The sequence below is a fragment of the Roseburia sp. 499 genome (genome assembly GCF_001940225.2).
Classification (GTDB): domain Bacteria; phylum Bacillota; class Clostridia; order Lachnospirales; family Lachnospiraceae; genus Petralouisia.
The window spans coordinates 1,284,342-1,301,862 of record NZ_CP135164.1 but is presented as its reverse complement, the minus strand read 5'-3'; the positions used below and the strand labels follow the sequence as shown (position 1 = coordinate 1,301,862).

Annotated in this window: 18 protein-coding genes; 1 reads left to right on the top strand and 17 read right to left on the bottom strand. The window is 38.1% G+C overall.

Features of this window, described 5'->3' with window-relative positions; all coding sequences use genetic code 11:
• Nucleotides 1–64: 64 nt before the first annotated feature.
• From BIV20_RS06480 to BIV20_RS06435, 10 genes are all read right to left on the bottom strand, one after another.
• Nucleotides 65–2,323 carry an ATP-binding cassette domain-containing protein gene (locus BIV20_RS06480; RefSeq protein ID WP_075719265.1) on the bottom strand — a complete coding sequence of 753 codons (2,259 nt, stop codon included), beginning with the start codon at nucleotides 2,321–2,323 and terminating at the stop codon, nucleotides 65–67.
• Nucleotides 2,316–3,188 carry a MerR family transcriptional regulator gene (locus BIV20_RS06475; RefSeq protein WP_242939794.1) on the bottom strand — a complete coding sequence of 291 codons (873 nt, stop codon included), beginning with the start codon at nucleotides 3,186–3,188 and terminating at the stop codon, nucleotides 2,316–2,318. Before BIV20_RS06475 ends, BIV20_RS06480 begins: the two co-directional genes overlap by 8 nt.
• Before the next feature lie 38 nt (nucleotides 3,189–3,226).
• Nucleotides 3,227–3,967, bottom strand: coding sequence for an ABC transporter permease (locus BIV20_RS06470; protein WP_075719263.1), 741 nt, complete (start codon nucleotides 3,965–3,967; stop codon nucleotides 3,227–3,229).
• The gene (locus tag BIV20_RS06465) at nucleotides 3,964–4,686 is read right to left on the bottom strand and encodes an ABC transporter ATP-binding protein (protein ID WP_075719261.1); all 723 of its coding nucleotides are present in this window, start codon (nucleotides 4,684–4,686) and stop codon (nucleotides 3,964–3,966) included. The genes BIV20_RS06470 and BIV20_RS06465 overlap by 4 nt, the downstream gene beginning before the upstream one ends.
• 74 nt (nucleotides 4,687–4,760) lie before the next feature.
• Entirely contained in the window at nucleotides 4,761–5,498 is a 738-nt protein-coding gene (locus tag BIV20_RS06460; RefSeq protein ID WP_075719259.1) for an ABC transporter ATP-binding protein, read from the bottom strand.
• Between the two features lie 17 nt (nucleotides 5,499–5,515).
• Nucleotides 5,516–7,879: an ABC transporter permease gene (locus tag BIV20_RS06455; protein WP_075719257.1), complete on the bottom strand. Its 2,364-nt coding sequence runs from the start codon at nucleotides 7,877–7,879 to the stop codon at nucleotides 5,516–5,518.
• A 15-nt stretch (nucleotides 7,880–7,894) separates the two neighbouring features.
• Entirely contained in the window at nucleotides 7,895–9,151 is a 1,257-nt protein-coding gene (locus BIV20_RS06450) for an MFS transporter (protein ID WP_083655122.1), read from the bottom strand.
• A gap of 104 nt (nucleotides 9,152–9,255) precedes the next feature.
• Nucleotides 9,256–9,888 (bottom strand): TetR/AcrR family transcriptional regulator, encoded by a 633-nt coding sequence (locus BIV20_RS06445; RefSeq protein WP_075719255.1) that lies wholly within the window; start codon nucleotides 9,886–9,888, stop codon nucleotides 9,256–9,258.
• Between the two features lie 135 nt (nucleotides 9,889–10,023).
• Nucleotides 10,024–11,427: a sensor histidine kinase gene (locus BIV20_RS06440; RefSeq protein ID WP_075719253.1), complete on the bottom strand. Its 1,404-nt coding sequence runs from the start codon at nucleotides 11,425–11,427 to the stop codon at nucleotides 10,024–10,026.
• A 29-nt stretch (nucleotides 11,428–11,456) separates the two neighbouring features.
• A complete protein-coding gene (locus BIV20_RS06435) occupies nucleotides 11,457–12,155 on the bottom strand; it encodes a response regulator transcription factor (protein ID WP_075719251.1) in 699 nt (232 codons plus the stop codon).
• 167 nt (nucleotides 12,156–12,322) lie between these two features.
• Here BIV20_RS06435 and BIV20_RS06430 point away from each other — a divergent pair, with 167 nt between their 5' ends.
• Complete coding sequence (locus BIV20_RS06430; RefSeq protein ID WP_075719249.1) at nucleotides 12,323–13,294, top strand: alpha/beta fold hydrolase; 972 nt, start codon at nucleotides 12,323–12,325, stop codon at nucleotides 13,292–13,294.
• 90 nt (nucleotides 13,295–13,384) lie between these two features.
• Here the strand turns inward: BIV20_RS06430 and BIV20_RS06425 are convergent, their stop codons facing one another.
• The 7 genes from BIV20_RS06425 to BIV20_RS06395 all read right to left on the bottom strand — a co-directional run bounded on the left by BIV20_RS06425 (nucleotide 13,385) and on the right by BIV20_RS06395 (nucleotide 17,462).
• On the bottom strand, nucleotides 13,385–14,161 hold the full coding sequence (locus BIV20_RS06425) for a PhzF family phenazine biosynthesis protein (protein ID WP_075719247.1): 777 nt from the start codon (nucleotides 14,159–14,161) through the stop codon (nucleotides 13,385–13,387).
• 13 nt (nucleotides 14,162–14,174) lie between these two features.
• On the bottom strand, nucleotides 14,175–14,429 hold the full coding sequence (locus BIV20_RS06420) for a DUF3781 domain-containing protein (RefSeq protein ID WP_075719246.1): 255 nt from the start codon (nucleotides 14,427–14,429) through the stop codon (nucleotides 14,175–14,177).
• 22 nt (nucleotides 14,430–14,451) lie between these two features.
• Nucleotides 14,452–14,709, bottom strand: coding sequence for a TfoX/Sxy family protein (locus BIV20_RS06415; protein WP_075719244.1), 258 nt, complete (start codon nucleotides 14,707–14,709; stop codon nucleotides 14,452–14,454).
• A gap of 25 nt (nucleotides 14,710–14,734) precedes the next feature.
• Nucleotides 14,735–15,394: a GNAT family N-acetyltransferase gene (locus tag BIV20_RS06410; RefSeq protein ID WP_075719242.1), complete on the bottom strand. Its 660-nt coding sequence runs from the start codon at nucleotides 15,392–15,394 to the stop codon at nucleotides 14,735–14,737.
• A 39-nt stretch (nucleotides 15,395–15,433) separates the two neighbouring features.
• Nucleotides 15,434–16,585 (bottom strand): GNAT family N-acetyltransferase, encoded by a 1,152-nt coding sequence (locus BIV20_RS06405; RefSeq protein WP_075719240.1) that lies wholly within the window; start codon nucleotides 16,583–16,585, stop codon nucleotides 15,434–15,436.
• Between the two features lie 33 nt (nucleotides 16,586–16,618).
• On the bottom strand, nucleotides 16,619–16,996 hold the full coding sequence (locus tag BIV20_RS06400; protein ID WP_083655121.1) for a hypothetical protein: 378 nt from the start codon (nucleotides 16,994–16,996) through the stop codon (nucleotides 16,619–16,621).
• Nucleotides 16,997–17,060: 64 nt separating this feature from the next.
• Complete coding sequence (locus BIV20_RS06395) at nucleotides 17,061–17,462, bottom strand: hypothetical protein (RefSeq protein WP_242939793.1); 402 nt, start codon at nucleotides 17,460–17,462, stop codon at nucleotides 17,061–17,063.
• Between the last annotated feature and the right edge of the window lie 59 nt (nucleotides 17,463–17,521).

Here is a 17,521-nt window from a genome sequence, read left to right as displayed (position 1 = left end):
TTTCGGAGTAAACCGCTATGTGCTATTATATACCAGCCGGTAAGATTTTACAAGATTTACATTCTTACGCTTTTTCGCTTTTTCGTAAATATCTTGCAGTAATGGTATCTGCCTTCTCAATCATTTCCGATGGTGTACCTGTAAAGACTATTTCTCCTCCTGCTGTACCACCATCCGGTCCCACATCTATGATATAATCTGCCTGCTTCATAACATCCGTATTATGCTCTATCACAATTACAGTATTTCCACGTTTCACCAAACCATCTAACAGCTTCATAATATTCTTCACATCAGAAGCATGCAATCCGGTTGTAGGCTCATCTAATACATAGATATTTCCTTTCTTATCAAGATTTTTTGCAAGCTTTATCCTCTGTCGTTCTCCTCCTGACAAGGTAGACAACGGCTGTCCTAATGATAAGTAAGGTACTCCTACTTCTATCATAGCTTTCAATACCTTGCTGATTTTCCGGTTATCCTTGAAAAATTCCAATCCTTCCTCTGCTGACATCTGAAGAATCTCTTCTACATTTTTTCCTCGGTAACAATATGACAACGCTTCCTTACTATAACGCTTTCCCTCACAGGCTTCACACACTGTAGTTACCGGATCCATAAATACCAATTCTGTTACAACTACACCTTTTCCATTACAAACCGGACATGCTCCCTTACTATTAAATGAGAACAGCGCTGGACTTACCCCATTTTCTGCTGCCATAATCTTTCGTATTTCATCAAAGAACCCAAGAAACGTAGCTGGTGTAGAACGTCCTGTTGCTGTTACCGGAGACTGATCCACAAGTACCACCTGTTCTTCATACTCTTTCGCAAATACATCCCGTATCAAACTGCTTTTTCCAGAACCCGCCACACCTGTTACAACTGTAAGCACATGCAATGGAATATCCACAGAAACATTCTTCAAATTGTGAATGCTGGCATTTTGAACAGTTAAAAATTCCTCAGGAACACGAGGATTTTTCTTAATAGGAACCTCTTCCTTCATGGCATTTCCAGTAAGAGTGCCTGATACAAGCAACTGCTCATAACTTCCCTGAAATAGAATTTGACCACCATTTTTCCCTGCAAGAGGTCCTACATCTACCACCTCATCTGCAATGGAAATCACATCTTTGTCATGCTCTACCACTAGTACTGTATTTCCTTTATCACGCAAGCTTTTAAGAAGTCTGGTCATTCGGTGCACATCCCTTGGATGCATCCCCGTACTTGGTTCATCAAATATATAAGTCATACCGGTGAGGGCACTTCCCATATATCGCACCAATTTAAGACGCTGTGCCTCTCCACCGGAAAGTGATGCAGACTCCCGGTTCATATTCAAATACGGAAGCCCTATATCTATCATACGGTCTAAGGTTGCTGTCAGGGACTGCACAATGGTCTGTGCCCGTGGGTCATCAATCGTCTGAAGTACTTCACGCAATCTTGTAAATTCCATCTCACACATTTCGTGGATATTGTATCCTGCAACTTTACAGTCTAATACTTTTTGATTTAAGCGTTTTCCGTGACACACTGGACACTCGCGTTGCTTGATTAGTCGCTCTAAACGATCCTTCGTCACCTCATGAGCATTAGACGTATCACGCTTAATCAGTAATCTGGTCAAATGATTATATACACCGGCCACATGCTTATCTACCTGCTTTCCGTCCTTTTCATACGCACCGTAAAGCAAAAGATTTCTTTCTTTTTCCGTATACTCTTTTAACGGCTTCTCCAGATCAAACAGACCACTTTCCGTATACTGTTTCCAATACCAGTTACCTACATTACGAAAACCAGGAAGCTCCACCATTCCCGTATTCCAACTCTTCTCCTCATCTAATACTACCGAAACATCTACATCTGTCACCTTACCGATACCACAACAGGTTTTACACATACCATTAGGATCATTAAAAGAAAAGTAAGATGCCGTTCCAACATAAGGCTCTCCGATTCTGGAATATAGCAATCGCAAAGCTGCATACATATCGCTGATTGTTCCTACAGTAGAACGGGCATTTCCTCCAAGTCTGGTCTGATCAATCACAACAGAAGGAGACAAATTTTCAATAGAATCCACCTTGGGTTTCTCATACTTTGGCAAACGTCCACGCATAAATGCAGTGTACGTTTCATTCATCTGCCTTTGACTTTCTGCTGCGATAGTATCAAACACGATACTGGATTTACCGGAGCCCGAGACTCCGGTAAAAACTACAATCTTCCCTTTAGGGATTTCCAATGACACATTTTTCAGATTATTCTGATGTAATCCCTTAATGATAATTCTGCTCTGATTAGACATGTTCCTTTCCTCCCTTTTTGCAAACCGGTATCTGAATTTCCGACAGCCATTCTTCCTCAGACTCTTTATTCCACACACCGTCAATATAGGATTCTCTGATATTTCCACAGATTTCATATCCATTTTCTTCGATAAATTTCAATAAAATCCCATAAGATTTTGGAAATGTATCATAAGACCCTTTATGGAAAATACATGCCGCTTCTTTTATCTCCGGAAACACTTTAAACCGAACTAATTCTGAGTCTTCCTTTACCTCCGTAACTGCTTCACAAACTTCAATCAGTATCTGTTCTTCCTTATAACCTTCCTCTAAATAATGCGTAAAACAATAATCCGGCTCCGCACATACACACCCAAGTCGCTCCATCTCTGCCCCCATCTTTGGCATCACCTCAAACAAGGCATCATAAGTATCTATTCTTTCTTCCATAGTTGACACAATCACTTCCGGTATACGCTTAATCAATACCGGTGCTGACAAGTCCAAATTTTCTTCCGCCAAGTAACTTTCCACCTGTGCCAATTTTGTCGTAAGTTCTGCCAGTTCCTTTAAAATTTCCTGTTTCTTTGCCATAAGCAATTCTTTTTCTGATTTTCCCTTCAGAATCGCTCTGATATCATCTAGGGAAAATCCCATATTTTTCAAGGCAAGAATCTGATGCAGATCTGCAATCTGACTGGCAAGATAATAACGATATCCATTTATCTCATCTACATACGTCGGTTTCAAAAGACCTTGCTCGTCATAATACCGCAAGGTCTTGATCGTTACATGATTCATTGCCGCAAACATACCAATCTTATACAATCTAGGCGGTTCTTTCTCTTCTTTACAATAATCATGTTCTCGATACATTCTCATTTCCGTTCTCCCTCCAAACACTCTTTCAAATTTATCTGCTATTCCCAACGAAATGTTTTTACAGAAATAGCTGTACATACTACAGTAATCCCTAAAAGAAGTACAATTCTCCAGATTACATCCTCGGTTTGTACTCCCAGAGATGCTTCCTTCATCAACTTAATTCCCTGTGTTAACGGTAACACAGAAGCTACTTTCTGTAAACCTTCCGGAAACAATTCGAACGGAATCGTTGCTCCCGATAAAAATAGCATCGGAAAGTATACCGCACTTGTAATTACATTCGTTGCCTTTACTGTTCTGCAAAAACTAGCCATTAATAACCCTATACTAAACATGGAAACTAAGGTCAACACCCACGCACCTAAAAAAAGTAGTATATTTCCTGCCATCCGATAGTCAAAGGCAAATACCGCAACTATTGTTACTGCAACCGCTGACAGTATAGCATTTACAGTACAACACAATACATCTGCTCCGAGAATCCAAATTGGACTACAAGGCGTTGCAAAAAAGTGCTTCAATATCTTTTTATCCCGGTAATCTGCAATCGTCAGTGGAATTCCCATAAAGGCACTGGCACAAATTCCAACTGCAATCAAAGATGCAAAGGCACTTTCTAAAAAAGTATACCCGCTATCTCCTGCTATTTTTCCACCTGCAACTATAGCAATTAACATTAACACGCCCACCGGCATTGCAACACCGAATATCATCGAATCTGCAGAACGAAATCCCAGTTTTTGTTCCACCGAATAAAGTTTTAAAAATCTTTTCATAATGTAACCTCCTCGCCCATATGCCAAAGATATGCTTCTTCCAAATTATCATAAGGACTCTTGTTTACAACTTCCTCTACTGTACCTTCGATAACCTTTTTTCCCTCTTTGATCAGGCAGATTCGGTCACATAGACTTTCTGCCTCCTCCATATAATGTGTAGTCAGAAAAATCGTTGTACCTTCCTTTTTTAGTTCTTTCAGCGTTTTCCATACTTCCCGCCTGGCAGCTGTATCCAGTCCTGTGGTCAATTCGTCCAAAAAGACAATTTCCGGTTTCGGAATCAATGCCAACACAACAGACAGTTTTTGACGTTCTCCTCCTGACAGCTTATTTACTTGAGCTTTCTCAAATTGTTCCAGCTTAAACTTTCGTAAAAGTTCCCGATAATCTGCCGGATTCTTATACAACACAGATATCTCCTGACAGATTTCTCCTACCTTAATGTTATTTTGATAGTTCGAAGCCTGTAATTGCACACCTACGCGTTCAAAAATTTCTTTGCGATTCTTACGAGGCTCTCTGCCAAACACTTTTACACTTCCGCTATCCTGCTTTTTCATACCCAGAATGGTTTCAATGGTGGTACTTTTTCCTGCACCATTATGACCTAAAAGCCCAAACACTTCCTGCTTCTTCACTTCAAAAGACAGGTTATTTACAACCGTTCTTCCACGAAAAGACTTTGTGAGGTTTCTCACTTCAATGCATGTACTCATATCTCATATCCTCCTTACGAGGATATCCTAATGCCTCCCGTAAGGGGAGAGTCAACATCTAAATTATACTTTTTCTAAAATCCCATTTTTTCTAGCCATTCTTTTAATTTTTCTTCTCTGTCTGCCGCCGTTGTTTCTACAAATTTTCCCAACTCTAAGGCTTCCTTTAGCCTTCCATCTTCTAAATAAATCACACGGTCTGCTCTTGCTGCAACCTTAGCATCGTGCGTTACCAATAAAACAGTCGTCCCCTGTTTGTTAATCCGGTTGATAATGTCCATGACCTCTCTTGTTGCCGAAGAATTCAGTGCTCCCGTAGGCTCATCTCCATATAGTATAGCAGGATGATTTATCATTGCCCTGCAAATAGCGGCTCGCTGCAACTGTCCACCGGATACTTTTCGTATATCATGCTTTGCAATATGTAAAATCCCCATCTGTTCCATTAGTTTTTCAGCTTCCTTTACAACTTCCCCACGGCTTTTTTTGCCTGCCTGAAATGCCGGAAATACAATATTATCCTCGATAGAAAGATTCTTTAAAAAATTTGCCTTCTGGAAAATAAATCCCATACGGTTAAGACGCAGCTTTTCCATCTCCTTTTCCGAAAATTCATACAACTTCTTCCCTTCAAACAACACCTGACCACCGGTAGGTTTATCCATTCCGCTAATGCTATACAGAAGCGTGGATTTTCCGCAGCCTGACTGTCCCATAACTGCAACAAATTCACCCTCTTTTATATGAAAATCAATATTCTTTAATATTTCGTTTTCTCCAAACTTCTTACAAATCCCGTTTATTTTTATCATCTTATTCCTACCCTTCTTTATTCACTAAAGTACTCTGTTATCTTCATTGTTTTTATCTGACGACAAGAAATTATTGTAACTACTCCCAATACTGCTAATAATATAACCGGTATCAAAACATACATCATTACAGGCATTGCAGCAAATTCTATCTGTTCAATTCCAAGTCCCATCACACTGAATAGAGCACCAAAAATCTTGTCTCCTACGATTCCCGCCAATACAAGTCCTACCACTGCTCCAAGTCCACCTACCAGCAAAACAGGATATAATTCCTGCCGGCAAATAGCTGAAAATGAAATGCCCATTGCTTTCTTTCCTGCCAGCATTCTTCCTTCCCTTGCAATTCTAAGTTTCAAAAACAACATGACAATCATTCCTATCAGGCAAATACCTATTACAAATGCTGTCATGGATGCCTGCCGTACCTGTGCTGTTACTCCGCCTAGAGTTTGTGCAATGAAATCCTCCATATATTCCACAGTATAACCACTGCCCAACTCTTCTCTCCATACTGCTATCCGTTCTTTGCTTTCAGGTGCTTTGCCGAAATTCACCTCAAATGTATACTGTTCTGCCTCTACCTCTTTAAAATCATACACCGCTTTTGCAGTTCTTCCTCCACTTGTCACATCCTGATAAAAGCCGCTTACCACAAATTCCTGTTCTTTCTCATTCCAAAAAATGGTAACCATATCCCCTTCTTTTTTTCCAAGCTGATCTGCCATAAGGCTAGACAATACCAGTTCCGTTTCTGTTTCCGGCTGTTTTCCCGTGAGATACTTTATTCCTTCTCCTGCCTGTTCTCCGGTATCAATGTGAATCCCCTGTAATTTTCCTTCGCTGTCTTCTACCTGTAACCGCACTCTGCGTAGCATCTTATAATCAGATACATAATCCTTTTCTTTTTCCGACAGTAAAAGTTTCTCTACTGCTTCCTTTCTTGCTTCCAGTTCTTCCCCCTGTTCCACTTCTATTGGTGCATCACAAATTGCACTTCCCATATAGGTACTAAATTCCTTATCTTCCATAGTATGCACCATACGATAAGGTACTGTAACAAGAAAGGTAACAATCAACAGTAAACTGAAAATAATCCCATATCCATTTCTTGCTTCATGTAAGCCCACAAGTAAGTTCACCGGAAGCCGAAGCGACTTATGAATTCCATCTCTTGTCTTTCCTTCCTTTCCAAAGCCTTTTTCTGTTACAAGGATATCTACTACCGTTACCTTGCGCAGTCTGCCAAGTATCTTCCGCGTAAATAGAATTATAATTCCATATACCAGAATACAGATTCCCACTGCCGCTATGTAGACTCCCATTCCTACCTGATGTTTTCCAAAGGTACGGCTCATATGTCCGGTCAAAAAAGTAACTACAAGTAAAGCTGCACCATATCCTATTACACATCCAATACCCATTAGTATCCGAATTTCCCCCAGATAAAGACTTCGGATTCCCGCTCCCGGAATTCCCATAGCCTTCATAGTTCCGATTTCTCTCATGTCTTCTTCTATCTTGGCAAGAATGGTATACCGCAGACAAATCATAGCAACAACAATCAACAATATGCCAATCAGCAAAAATACCATTGCCATCATAATATCCGTCATGGCACTTAAAAGAAAAATCAACGTATAGGTTATCGCCTGTCCATCCTTTGGCAGATTTTTCTCGCTTTGTTCATATGCAGTCTGATAATCAGCAGCCATAGCAGAATCTTCAAAATACGCTTCTATCAAATATTCTGTTTCTCCTGCTTTTCCAAACAACTCTTCAAAATCTTCCTCACTAATTAAAAATCTTGTAGAAGAGCAAAGTGTGGAATTCATCTGTCCATCATAAACATACTCCGTTACCACGAAGTGCTTCTCCATATTTTCCCCTTTTAAGCAGATTTCATCTCCAATATCAATGGGATAATTCTCCAGCAAAATAACCGGTACACCAATTTCTCCTTTTTCTATATGAAGTACATTTCTCTCCCGGTCAAGTAGTACATCATACTGTTCATTCTGTTTTACCAGACTAATATCCAGCCTGCATTCCCCTAATGTAAATTCCTTCTGCTCATCGTTTTTTTTCACGACCAGTTCATCCCCATAAACATCAATCATAGGAACCGTCTGCCAGTGTTCCATACCCGGATAAGATTGGTTAAACTCATCAATAGACTCTTGGTTTATTTCGCCCTTATGCATTTGTAAAAAGTGGGGTGGTCTTGCGGTCTCATACATAGAAGAAATAGAAGTAAATAACTGTACCAGCATCAGAAAAACGGATACTGCAAGTGTCACTGATAAAGACATAAACAACAATAAAATCAAATGTTTTCCCGGATTCTTTTTGAAATCATTTTTCAGCAACTTGAAATACATAAATTCCTCCTTCTTTTAAGATACCTTTATACTACGAACTGCTTTACTACGTCCTGTCATCCATACTGCTACCATCATTCCAATTCCCGATAAAATAAGCAATAGTCCGATTCCTCTTCCTTCTCCAGTACCAATCACTTTGCCAATACTGTCCGAAAGTATTCCTCCCTCTGCTAACATTGGCTCGAATATATAATCAGACAACACTCCACAAAGTACATATGCCAATACTGTTCCCGACTGTGTCAAAAGGCTTATCATTCCCCATACTCTTCCCTGCACTTCATTCGGAACACTAACTCTTACCATTACATCTGCACAAGTATTCACAAACGGTAAGGACAAGAAAAATAAGAAGATACTGCAGCCCGTAAAAATCAGATTTGTGCTTACACCTGCCAATGCCATAAATAGACCGTTCAAGATTCCTGCTCCACACAAAACTGTGGCATACTTTTTCTTAATTCCAACAATTCCTATCCACACACTTCCTACAAGCATACCTATGGCACATACCGATTCCATGATACCTACTGTTTTTGCATCGCTGATTGCCAATACCATCGGTCCGGACAATGTTTGAACAAATCCAATGAAAAAGCAGACAAATGCCATAATAACAACCAATGACAAAACACCCTTATTTTCCCTAATCACACCAAGTCCGACTTTCATTTCTTTTATAAAGCCCTGTCCTTCTTTCGGTATTGGTTTCTTGGTTGTTTTTCTCACTATTGCAGTCGTAAAAACTGTAACTACAACGGTGCAAATATCAATTATTAGAATCAATCGAATATCTGCTACGCCAAGAAGTACACCTGCAATCGCCGGTGAAATCAGATATCTTGCATTTCCTGTCATCTGCACCATTCCGCTTGCCTTTGCAAATTCTTCTTCCGTCAAAAGATCTGTAACCGTAGCTCTGTAGGAAGGCTCCATTAAGGCCACAAAAACTGCATTAAATGCCACTCCTAACAAAATCGGTAGCATTTGAAAGGTGCCAAACTGTATCTGCCACAAAATATATGCAAGCCCCAATGCCGAACAGGAATCTCCTATAATCATAAGAAGTCTCCTGTCATATCTGTCAGCCCATACACCTCCAATGGGACTTAATAAAATCGTTGGCATATAGGCAAGTAAGGTAACTAACGATACATAACTTACACTCCCTGTCATTTGATAAACATAAATAGATAATGCAAATGCTGTCATCCCTCTTCCTATACTGGAAATCAACTCCCCTATCCAAATCAATAAAAACTTCTTCATTTCTTTTTCTCCTTTCTTCATCGACCGACTGTCGGTCTGTTGCTTTGTCAAATAATAGAAGGTCTTCCATGTGACCTTCTACTTTATAAAACATTACTTCATAATTAGGATGCACTCAAATACTCCCCAATTCTCTTCCAAAACCTTCCCTTTTCTACTCCCAACATCTTTTCCAATACTGCAACTAAGGCAATAAACAATCCCTGGATTTTTTCCGGTGCGACCTGAAAAATACCATCATCCAGTAATGTTATCGCAGAGGAAAGAAAAATCTGCATAAACTGCTCCGGATATTCACAATGAAACGCTCCACTTTGATTTCCCTCTTCTACCACCTGTGTCAATATGGGAGTTAATACCTCAATAATAGAAACCAAAGACTTCTGATGCATCAAAGTATTCTCCACTTTATGCATTTCTTCTAGAAACCCTTCTTCCATTTGGTTTTCTATCTTCATTGCAAGAAATACCTGTAACACTTTATCATCCGGAGCTAAACTTTTATTATCCACTACTTCAGTTACACGTTCTGCAATCATTCCCGTAGATTTTCCGATAACGGCATCCAACACTTCTTCCTTCGATTTAAAGTAATGATAAAAGGTTCCTTTAGCAATTCCTATTTCTGTCAGAATATCGTTTACGCTGCACTGTTCGTATCCCTTCATTGCAAATAAACGTTCCGCTGTATCAATAATTTCGTTCTTTCGCTCATCATGCTCCTTTACAATTCTCACACTTTTACCTCTTTCTACATATTGCAAATCTACTTTCGCAAAATCTTCTCCATTATTACGACCGACCGTCGGTCTATATCTGTATTATACAAACATAGATGCTAATTGTCAACACACTTTTTCTTTACGCTCTCGCTAAGTTTTGTTTCTTAAATCATTCCTATGCCCCAAAAAAATCTCCACACACAAGCCTTGTGGAACATTGGATTTCAAAAAAATCCTGCCCCGGTGAGCTTCTACAATATGTCTGACCAGTTTTAGTCCATATCCATGGGATGTTTCTCCGTTGTCCAAATAATCTTCGCCGGAAATAACACCACGATTTAGTTGTTCTATCTTTTCTTGTTGCACTCCAATTCCATTATCAGATACAGAATATTCCCATTCTTTCCCGGTATCCCTTATCGCCAGAACAATATGACACCCTTCAGGGTTATGAGAAATACTATTTTGAATAAGATTCGCAAGCATTCGTTTTAAAAGGAATACATCCCCTTCTATTAAAAGAGGCTCTTGTGAAATTTCGGAAATGTCATAATCGATTTCATACTTTTCCTCTAAACCATCATTTAAAAATTCTACTACTACCTGTCTTCCTAACTCCAGCAAGTCTATACTCTCTATTCTCAATGGTTGCATGGAATACTCTAATTTTGAAACTAAGTTCAAATCTGCTATCAATTTTTTTATTTTTTCTGCTTGACTTCGAATGATTCCTGCCTGTTTTCGTGTTTCAGAAAATATCAGTTCATCTTCCTCTATCTCTCCTGCATATCCCATAATCATAGACAATGGTGTTCGAAGGTCATGAGATATTCCGTTGATCCAATCTGCCCTTGCCTTATCCTTTTTCATGATATATTGGCTTGCATAATTCAGTTCTATATTAATATTGGCCAGCTCTCCTTTTTCCGGAAGAGAAACCGCTCCTCCATGGGAAATCTCTTCAATTCCACACAAAATAGGGACGATTTCCTTTTCTACCTTTCTGGTATTATTCAAAAAAATCAACACAACCACCACTATATTCACGAGCAACAGTAATATTCCACCAATAAATGCCACCTTGACAAAACCAGAATCTGTTACATAATGCAGCTTTATCATACTGCTTCCCAATATATTATCCGGCTGATAACCAACAACTAAAAGTCCAAAGGATAGTTCATGCACCAGAACAGGATAGTCTTCCAAGTACCATCGGCTGAATTTTGCCACATCAGAAACAGAATAATATTGGGGAATATCTTCCGGCATATAATAGTCCCATATAACCTTTCCACTATCATCAAGAATCATTGCCCAGGAATCTTTTTCAGACAATAATTCCCTTGTATTTTCATCTATTGAAATTTGCTTTAAATCATTTTGCCTGATTCCTTCTGCAATTTTGCTAACTTCCTTTTCTGCATCAATAGTATGGTTTTTCATTGCCGTTAAAAAACCTATTCCAAAGACTAAATTCAATACTAAAAATAAAAGTAATATCAATATACTTTTCCATAAATACTTTTTAAAAAATTTGTTTATTGTATTCATACCTTCTCCATCTCGTACACAAAACACTACTATTTCACTATTAATTTATAGCCAAGACCTTTTACCGTAAGCAATGAAACAGGATTAGAGGGATCCTTCTCAATTTTTTCTCTCAAATGTCTGATGTGTGTCATGAGTGTCGTTTCATAGCCTTGCCATATCTCACCACAAGCAGTCTGGCACAAAACACCAATTGTCACTATCCTGCCTGCATTTTCTGCAAGCTTTAAAAAAATTCCATATTCCTTTGCTGTTAATGGAATAACCTCATTATTTTTATGTACTTCTGCTCTATCAAGGTCAACTACCACATTTTCTAGCGTTACCAAACGATTTTCTTCCGGATAAACACGTTTCATGATTGCTTCTACCCGCAAAAGAAGTTCTTTCGGAAGAAAAGGCTTCACCAAATAATCATCTGCTCCCATTTCAAAACCAGCAAAACGGTCTTCAGCTTCTCCCCGTGCGGTCAACATAAGTACAGGTATTTTGCTTACAGCACGTATTTCCTGTAGAAGTTCAAATCCATCAATATTCGGCATCATTACGTCAGATATGACCATATCCGGTATTTTCACTGATATCATCTTTAATGCTTCTTCTCCTGAAACCGCAGTCATAATATTTATATATCCGGCACGTTCGAAAATTGATTTTAACATCGTTAGTAATTCTATTTCATCATCAACAATCAAAATTGATTTTTCTTTTATCCAGCTATTCTTCATTAAATATTCCTTCCTTTCTTCTTTGATTATACCTTTTCTGCGCCTCTTTGTGGAGAAAAAAAGAAATCTCAAGGTTATCTCAAGGTTTACTCCTGATTATCTCAAGGTTCATCTGATATATTTTATTTACCTCAAAAATATTACATTTTAGATACGAAAGGAGTTTTATGAAGAAATTTGTTAAAATCATTAAAATTATTTTACTTGTAATTATTACTGTTTTAATACTAATCACTACAATTCATCAGATTCTAACCATTATCGAAAAGAAAAATAATCCTACGATTGGACAATATGTCAATGTTGATGGAAAGGACATGAATCTATATATCCTAGGCGAAGGTAAAAATACCATAGTCCTTCTACCTGGTCTTGGCACTGCTTCACCTGTTCTTGATTTTCTGCCACTCGCCCAAGGCCTTGCCAAGGAAAACCGCGTTGTAATAGTTGAACCCTTTGGATATGGATGGAGCGATATTACATCGAAAGAGCGAACAATAGAAAATGAAGTAAAAGAAATACATTCTGCGCTACATACTGCCGAAATTGATGCGCCTTATATCCTTATGCCACATTCCATATCCGGTATCCATTCCGTCTATTATGCAAATACCTATCCTGATGAAGTGGCCGGAATCATTGGTATTGACTGTACATTGCCTAGAATGGCTGAGTATTTTGACGAAGAACTTCCCAAGCATACCCTGCTTGCAACAGGCCAGCTTGTTAATCTGGGCGTTATGCGATTGATTACTCTTTTCGCACCAGACACTTTTATTTCTGACAACAGCAATAATTATTATACCGATGAGAACCTTTCCTTGCAACGCCATATTGCCTCCTGGAAAGCGCAGAACAAAAATGTAATTGATCAGATGAATCATATTAGTGACAGTATTGCTAAAACACATGATATGACATTTGGAAAAGATTTACCAGTCTTATTCTTTACTACCGACGACAGCAATCAGAAACCTCGCGATGACGGAAAAACAAGTGTTTCATTCTATGAAACATATATAACCAATCCTTCTCTGCAAAAGGTGATTTCCTTAAATGGTCCACATTATCTGCACTGGACATGTAAAGACGAAATGTGTTCCGCAGTACAACAATATATTTCTGAACACTTCCAATAATAAATTAAAACAAAGAGTCCGCTCGCGGACTCTTTTATGTCCAAGAAATGCTACTTCCCAATTGCTGTTCTTACTTTAATGCTTATAAATTTATTTTGCTAAAATATCCGCCACCGAATACAGCGCAACTTTTCCTGCCAACTTTACTCTGTTTCCAATCTGCTCTGCATATAATATGCCTGTTCTCTCTGAGGCCTGATATGCAATCAATTTATTCTTTCCAAGTTTTTCAGCCCAGTAAGGAATAATCAGGCAATGTGTGGATCCTGTGACCGGATCTTCGGGTACATTTAACTTAGGGCCAAATACTCTGGAAACACAATCATATTCTTTTCCTCTTGCTGTAACTCCAACAACTAATCCATCCAGTTTCTTCATTTTTTCCTGATCTGGTTTTAAATTTCTAACTGTGTCTTCTGAATCGAATACAACTAAAAGATCCCTACTCAAGTATGCTTCTATCGGTCGTGCTCCCATTGCTTCTTCTATTTCATCTGTCACAGGAATTTGCTTAAATTCATAAGCCGGAAAATCCATTTCGTACAATTCTTCTTTTTTATGAACCTTTAAAGTTCCTGATAAAGTTTCAAATACTACAGAAGATATCTCTTTCTCATAAAACTGCATGATAACATACGCAGTTGCAAGTGTAGCGTGACCGCAAAGGTCAATTTCTCCACCGGGAGTAAACCACCGAAGACGAAATTTCTCTCCTTCCTTCACAGTGAATGCTGTTTCTGAAAAATTATTTTCCTTTGCAATATTTATCATCAATTCTTCCGAAACCCATTCTTCAAGAACACATACCGCTGCTTGATTTCCTGAAAAAACTTTATCTGTAAATGCATCTACAATATATTGTTTCATTCTTATCCCTCCACTACTTTAATTTTTCCTTATGGGCTGTAATGATTGTGTAACTGTAAGCATTCACACTTATGATGCTACCATCTACATTAATATACCAGTTCTTTCCGTTCCTTGTAATAACAGCATTCGGCGATTCTATTTTAACTCTGCACCAGTCAACTACATCCTCTGTATCCAAAGAAAGATTTTTCTTAATTCGTACAACTCCTAATTCCGTTGTATGTAATTTATCCAAATTTTCAAGCAACTCATTACTTATATTCATTTTAATAGCACTCCTATTCCACTCATTTCTTATTCCACTGGTAGAATTCTTTTAATTCCGCTTTTACTTCTTCCGGCAATAAAGTCTTTTTTACCCCCTGTATTGCTCCTTCTAATGCCATAAGACGATGCAGGCAGGCAGAAGTATCTATTTGCTGTATCTTCAACCATGCCTGTTTGGCGCCTGTTTTTCTTAACTCTTCTTCTGTAAAAATGCCAACACTATTTAATTGTTCCTCTAATACCTTTCCCAAATTAGGTAACTTTGTTAATTCTCCCATAATATCCTCCTGTTTATCTGGTATTTTACTGTTTTTCCCGTTCTTCCCGAATTTCTTTCCGTTTTTTCTTTGATGCTGAATCAATTGCTACTCCAAGACACATCCCTATTGCCATACCAAAACACATCCCTATTGCCATATTGTTCATGGTTGCTCCCAATGCCGTTCCTATACTAAGTCCAAAACACATATAAATTGCCATCCATGAAGTTTCCCCCTTCTCCAATACAAATCGTGGTCCTTCTTCCCCTGCTCCATCTGATTTGAACGACAATTTCTCTAATATTCTCTGGGATGCTATATTGTCAGGATCTGTTTCAGCTTCAACGAAACAGATGCCTTCCTGTTCAAATGCCCAGTCAATGAGTGCTTTTGCGGCTTCCGTAGCGTATCCATTTCCTTCAAATCCATCATCGATTCCATAACCTATTTCCACACTACAGTTGTTTGCAGGTCCTTTAAATCCCGCAGTCCCGATAAGTTGCTTATTTTCCTTTAAACTTATCTTCCAAGCAGTATACCATAAACGATGTTCTGGATTTTTCAGACATCCACCCAACATTTCCTTATAAGCCCGCTTTAATTCACTAATCGGTGTTTCTATGATTAACTGCCTCATCTCTTCATCGGACATGGGGGAAATCAGTAGTCGTTTTGTTTTTAATTGTATATTTTTTTCTCTCATTCTTTTACACTCCTATAACTGTTTGCACTTATTAATATTCTATACCTCTAGTCTATCAATAGTAAATACGATTTCTGACTTTCCATGAGAATCCTCATAACTGCTACAGTATGTCTCGAAACCTATCGTATCCTGTTTCGTATTTTCATCCACTTTTAAATTTTCCAGATTATGAATATGTGCCAATAATTTTTCTTTCTTATATTCTTGATTACTGTGTCCGCATAAATAAGTAGAAAATTTCATCTGCATCACTTTTTGCATGGTTTCGTAAAGTTTTTTCATAGACAAAGAGCCATAGTTGAATAACCATAACCCTTCATTCAATGCATCTCCCGCAATCAAAAGCTGCTCCTCCAACACCAATAAGCCTATGGAGCCCTTTGTATGGCCTTCTAATAATACAACATCGACCTGAATATCCCCTAAAGAAATGTGACTATCCACCTGTAATTCCTTTAACCCGTATGTTCTATTTCCCGGTTCTTCAAAATGCTTTATTACATCCCATTCCTTTTTTATCGCATAAACTTCATCAAACCAATGATTCCCTCCGATGTGATCCGGATGCCCATGGCTGTTGATTACTATATACGGAGTCGAAATATTCTTTTCTACAAAAGCTCTCAGGTTACGGTGTCCATATCCGGTATCAACCAGTATCGCCATTTCACTTCCCTTGATTAACGTACAACAAACCCCATTCTCTTCTTCAATCTGCCATATATTTTCCCGAATCTTTGTATATAAGTATGATTTCTGATATTTCATTAGCGTATATCTGATACCATCTTCGATCTGTTCGGTATCTGTTTCACAAAATCCAAGATGTCGATACACCTCTACTGCATAAGGAGATGAATTCACGGTTATTTCATCTCCTGTGCTCTCCGCTAATACTTTTTGAAATAGAGACTTTCCTATTCCTTGCTTATGATATTTTCCATCCACGAAAAATAATGCGACATGATTCCCTTTATTTCTAGTAGCAATGACACCCTTTATTTCATTGTTTTCAAAAGCCCCATACATCACAATATTATTTATGTAATCCTCATTTATAATAACAGATTGGTAAAAGGCTTCTATCCCCTCTTTTGAATAATCCGGGGATTCATACTGTAAAAACACATTCCACACAAGTTCTAAGGCTTTTGCTCTATCCTTTTCTAATATCTGTCTTATTTCCACTTCACATACCTCTTTTCCATATACCTCTACAAGCTATTCCAGTATTTCAAAAGACACACTGCCGGATGCCTCATTTCCTGTAACAGTAATGGTATATTCTCCAGCTTCTTCCACTTCTACATCGAAATTTCCCGTAGTGACATCATTTCCTTGATATGCTCTTACATCCTCACCTTTATGAATACTAATGTCAATACTTCCTTTATCCGCCACAATACTACACCGAATAACGTCTCCCTTTTCCAGATTAAAGTTATGTTCATACGTTGTATTAAACACTGAATATTCTAAACTAAACTCATTCTCGTTGCCCACCATACTACCATTAAATTTACCTTCGCCACAACCTATACAGAAAAAAATCAAACTAAAAATACACAACAATAAGCTTATCTTCCTATTTGCTCTCATAGTTTCTTCATCTCCTTACAATTTCCTTTTCACTCTGTTTCAATGAATGGTATAGACCTACAACTTAAACAAAATTTATTACCCCATATATTAAATGACATACTGTAAAAATCAATATAGGTATAATTGCGACCCTATTTTTCCTATCAATAGCAAAAAATAGAAATGCCAGACATGGAAACACACACAATGTTAAAATAACTACTGCATTTGTCACACCCTGATAATAAAATATCCATCCCATAAAATATAAGAAACAACTTATAATTGTAGCTATAATAAGCGGACTCATCATGATTTTTTTACTGTCTTTATTCACAATTATGCACAAAGCAATAATCATTAACACTTGTGCTATAGATGCTATTGTATCTATTGTTCCGGTAGTAGATTCTGCTCTTAATACATCATTTGGCGCCGGAACAGCAAACCAATAAAAATTTGGTAACATAATTATCAAAAACAATAGCAATCCCCATACATTAAATCCTAGCTTATATTTTTTTATCATAATAGTACCCTTTC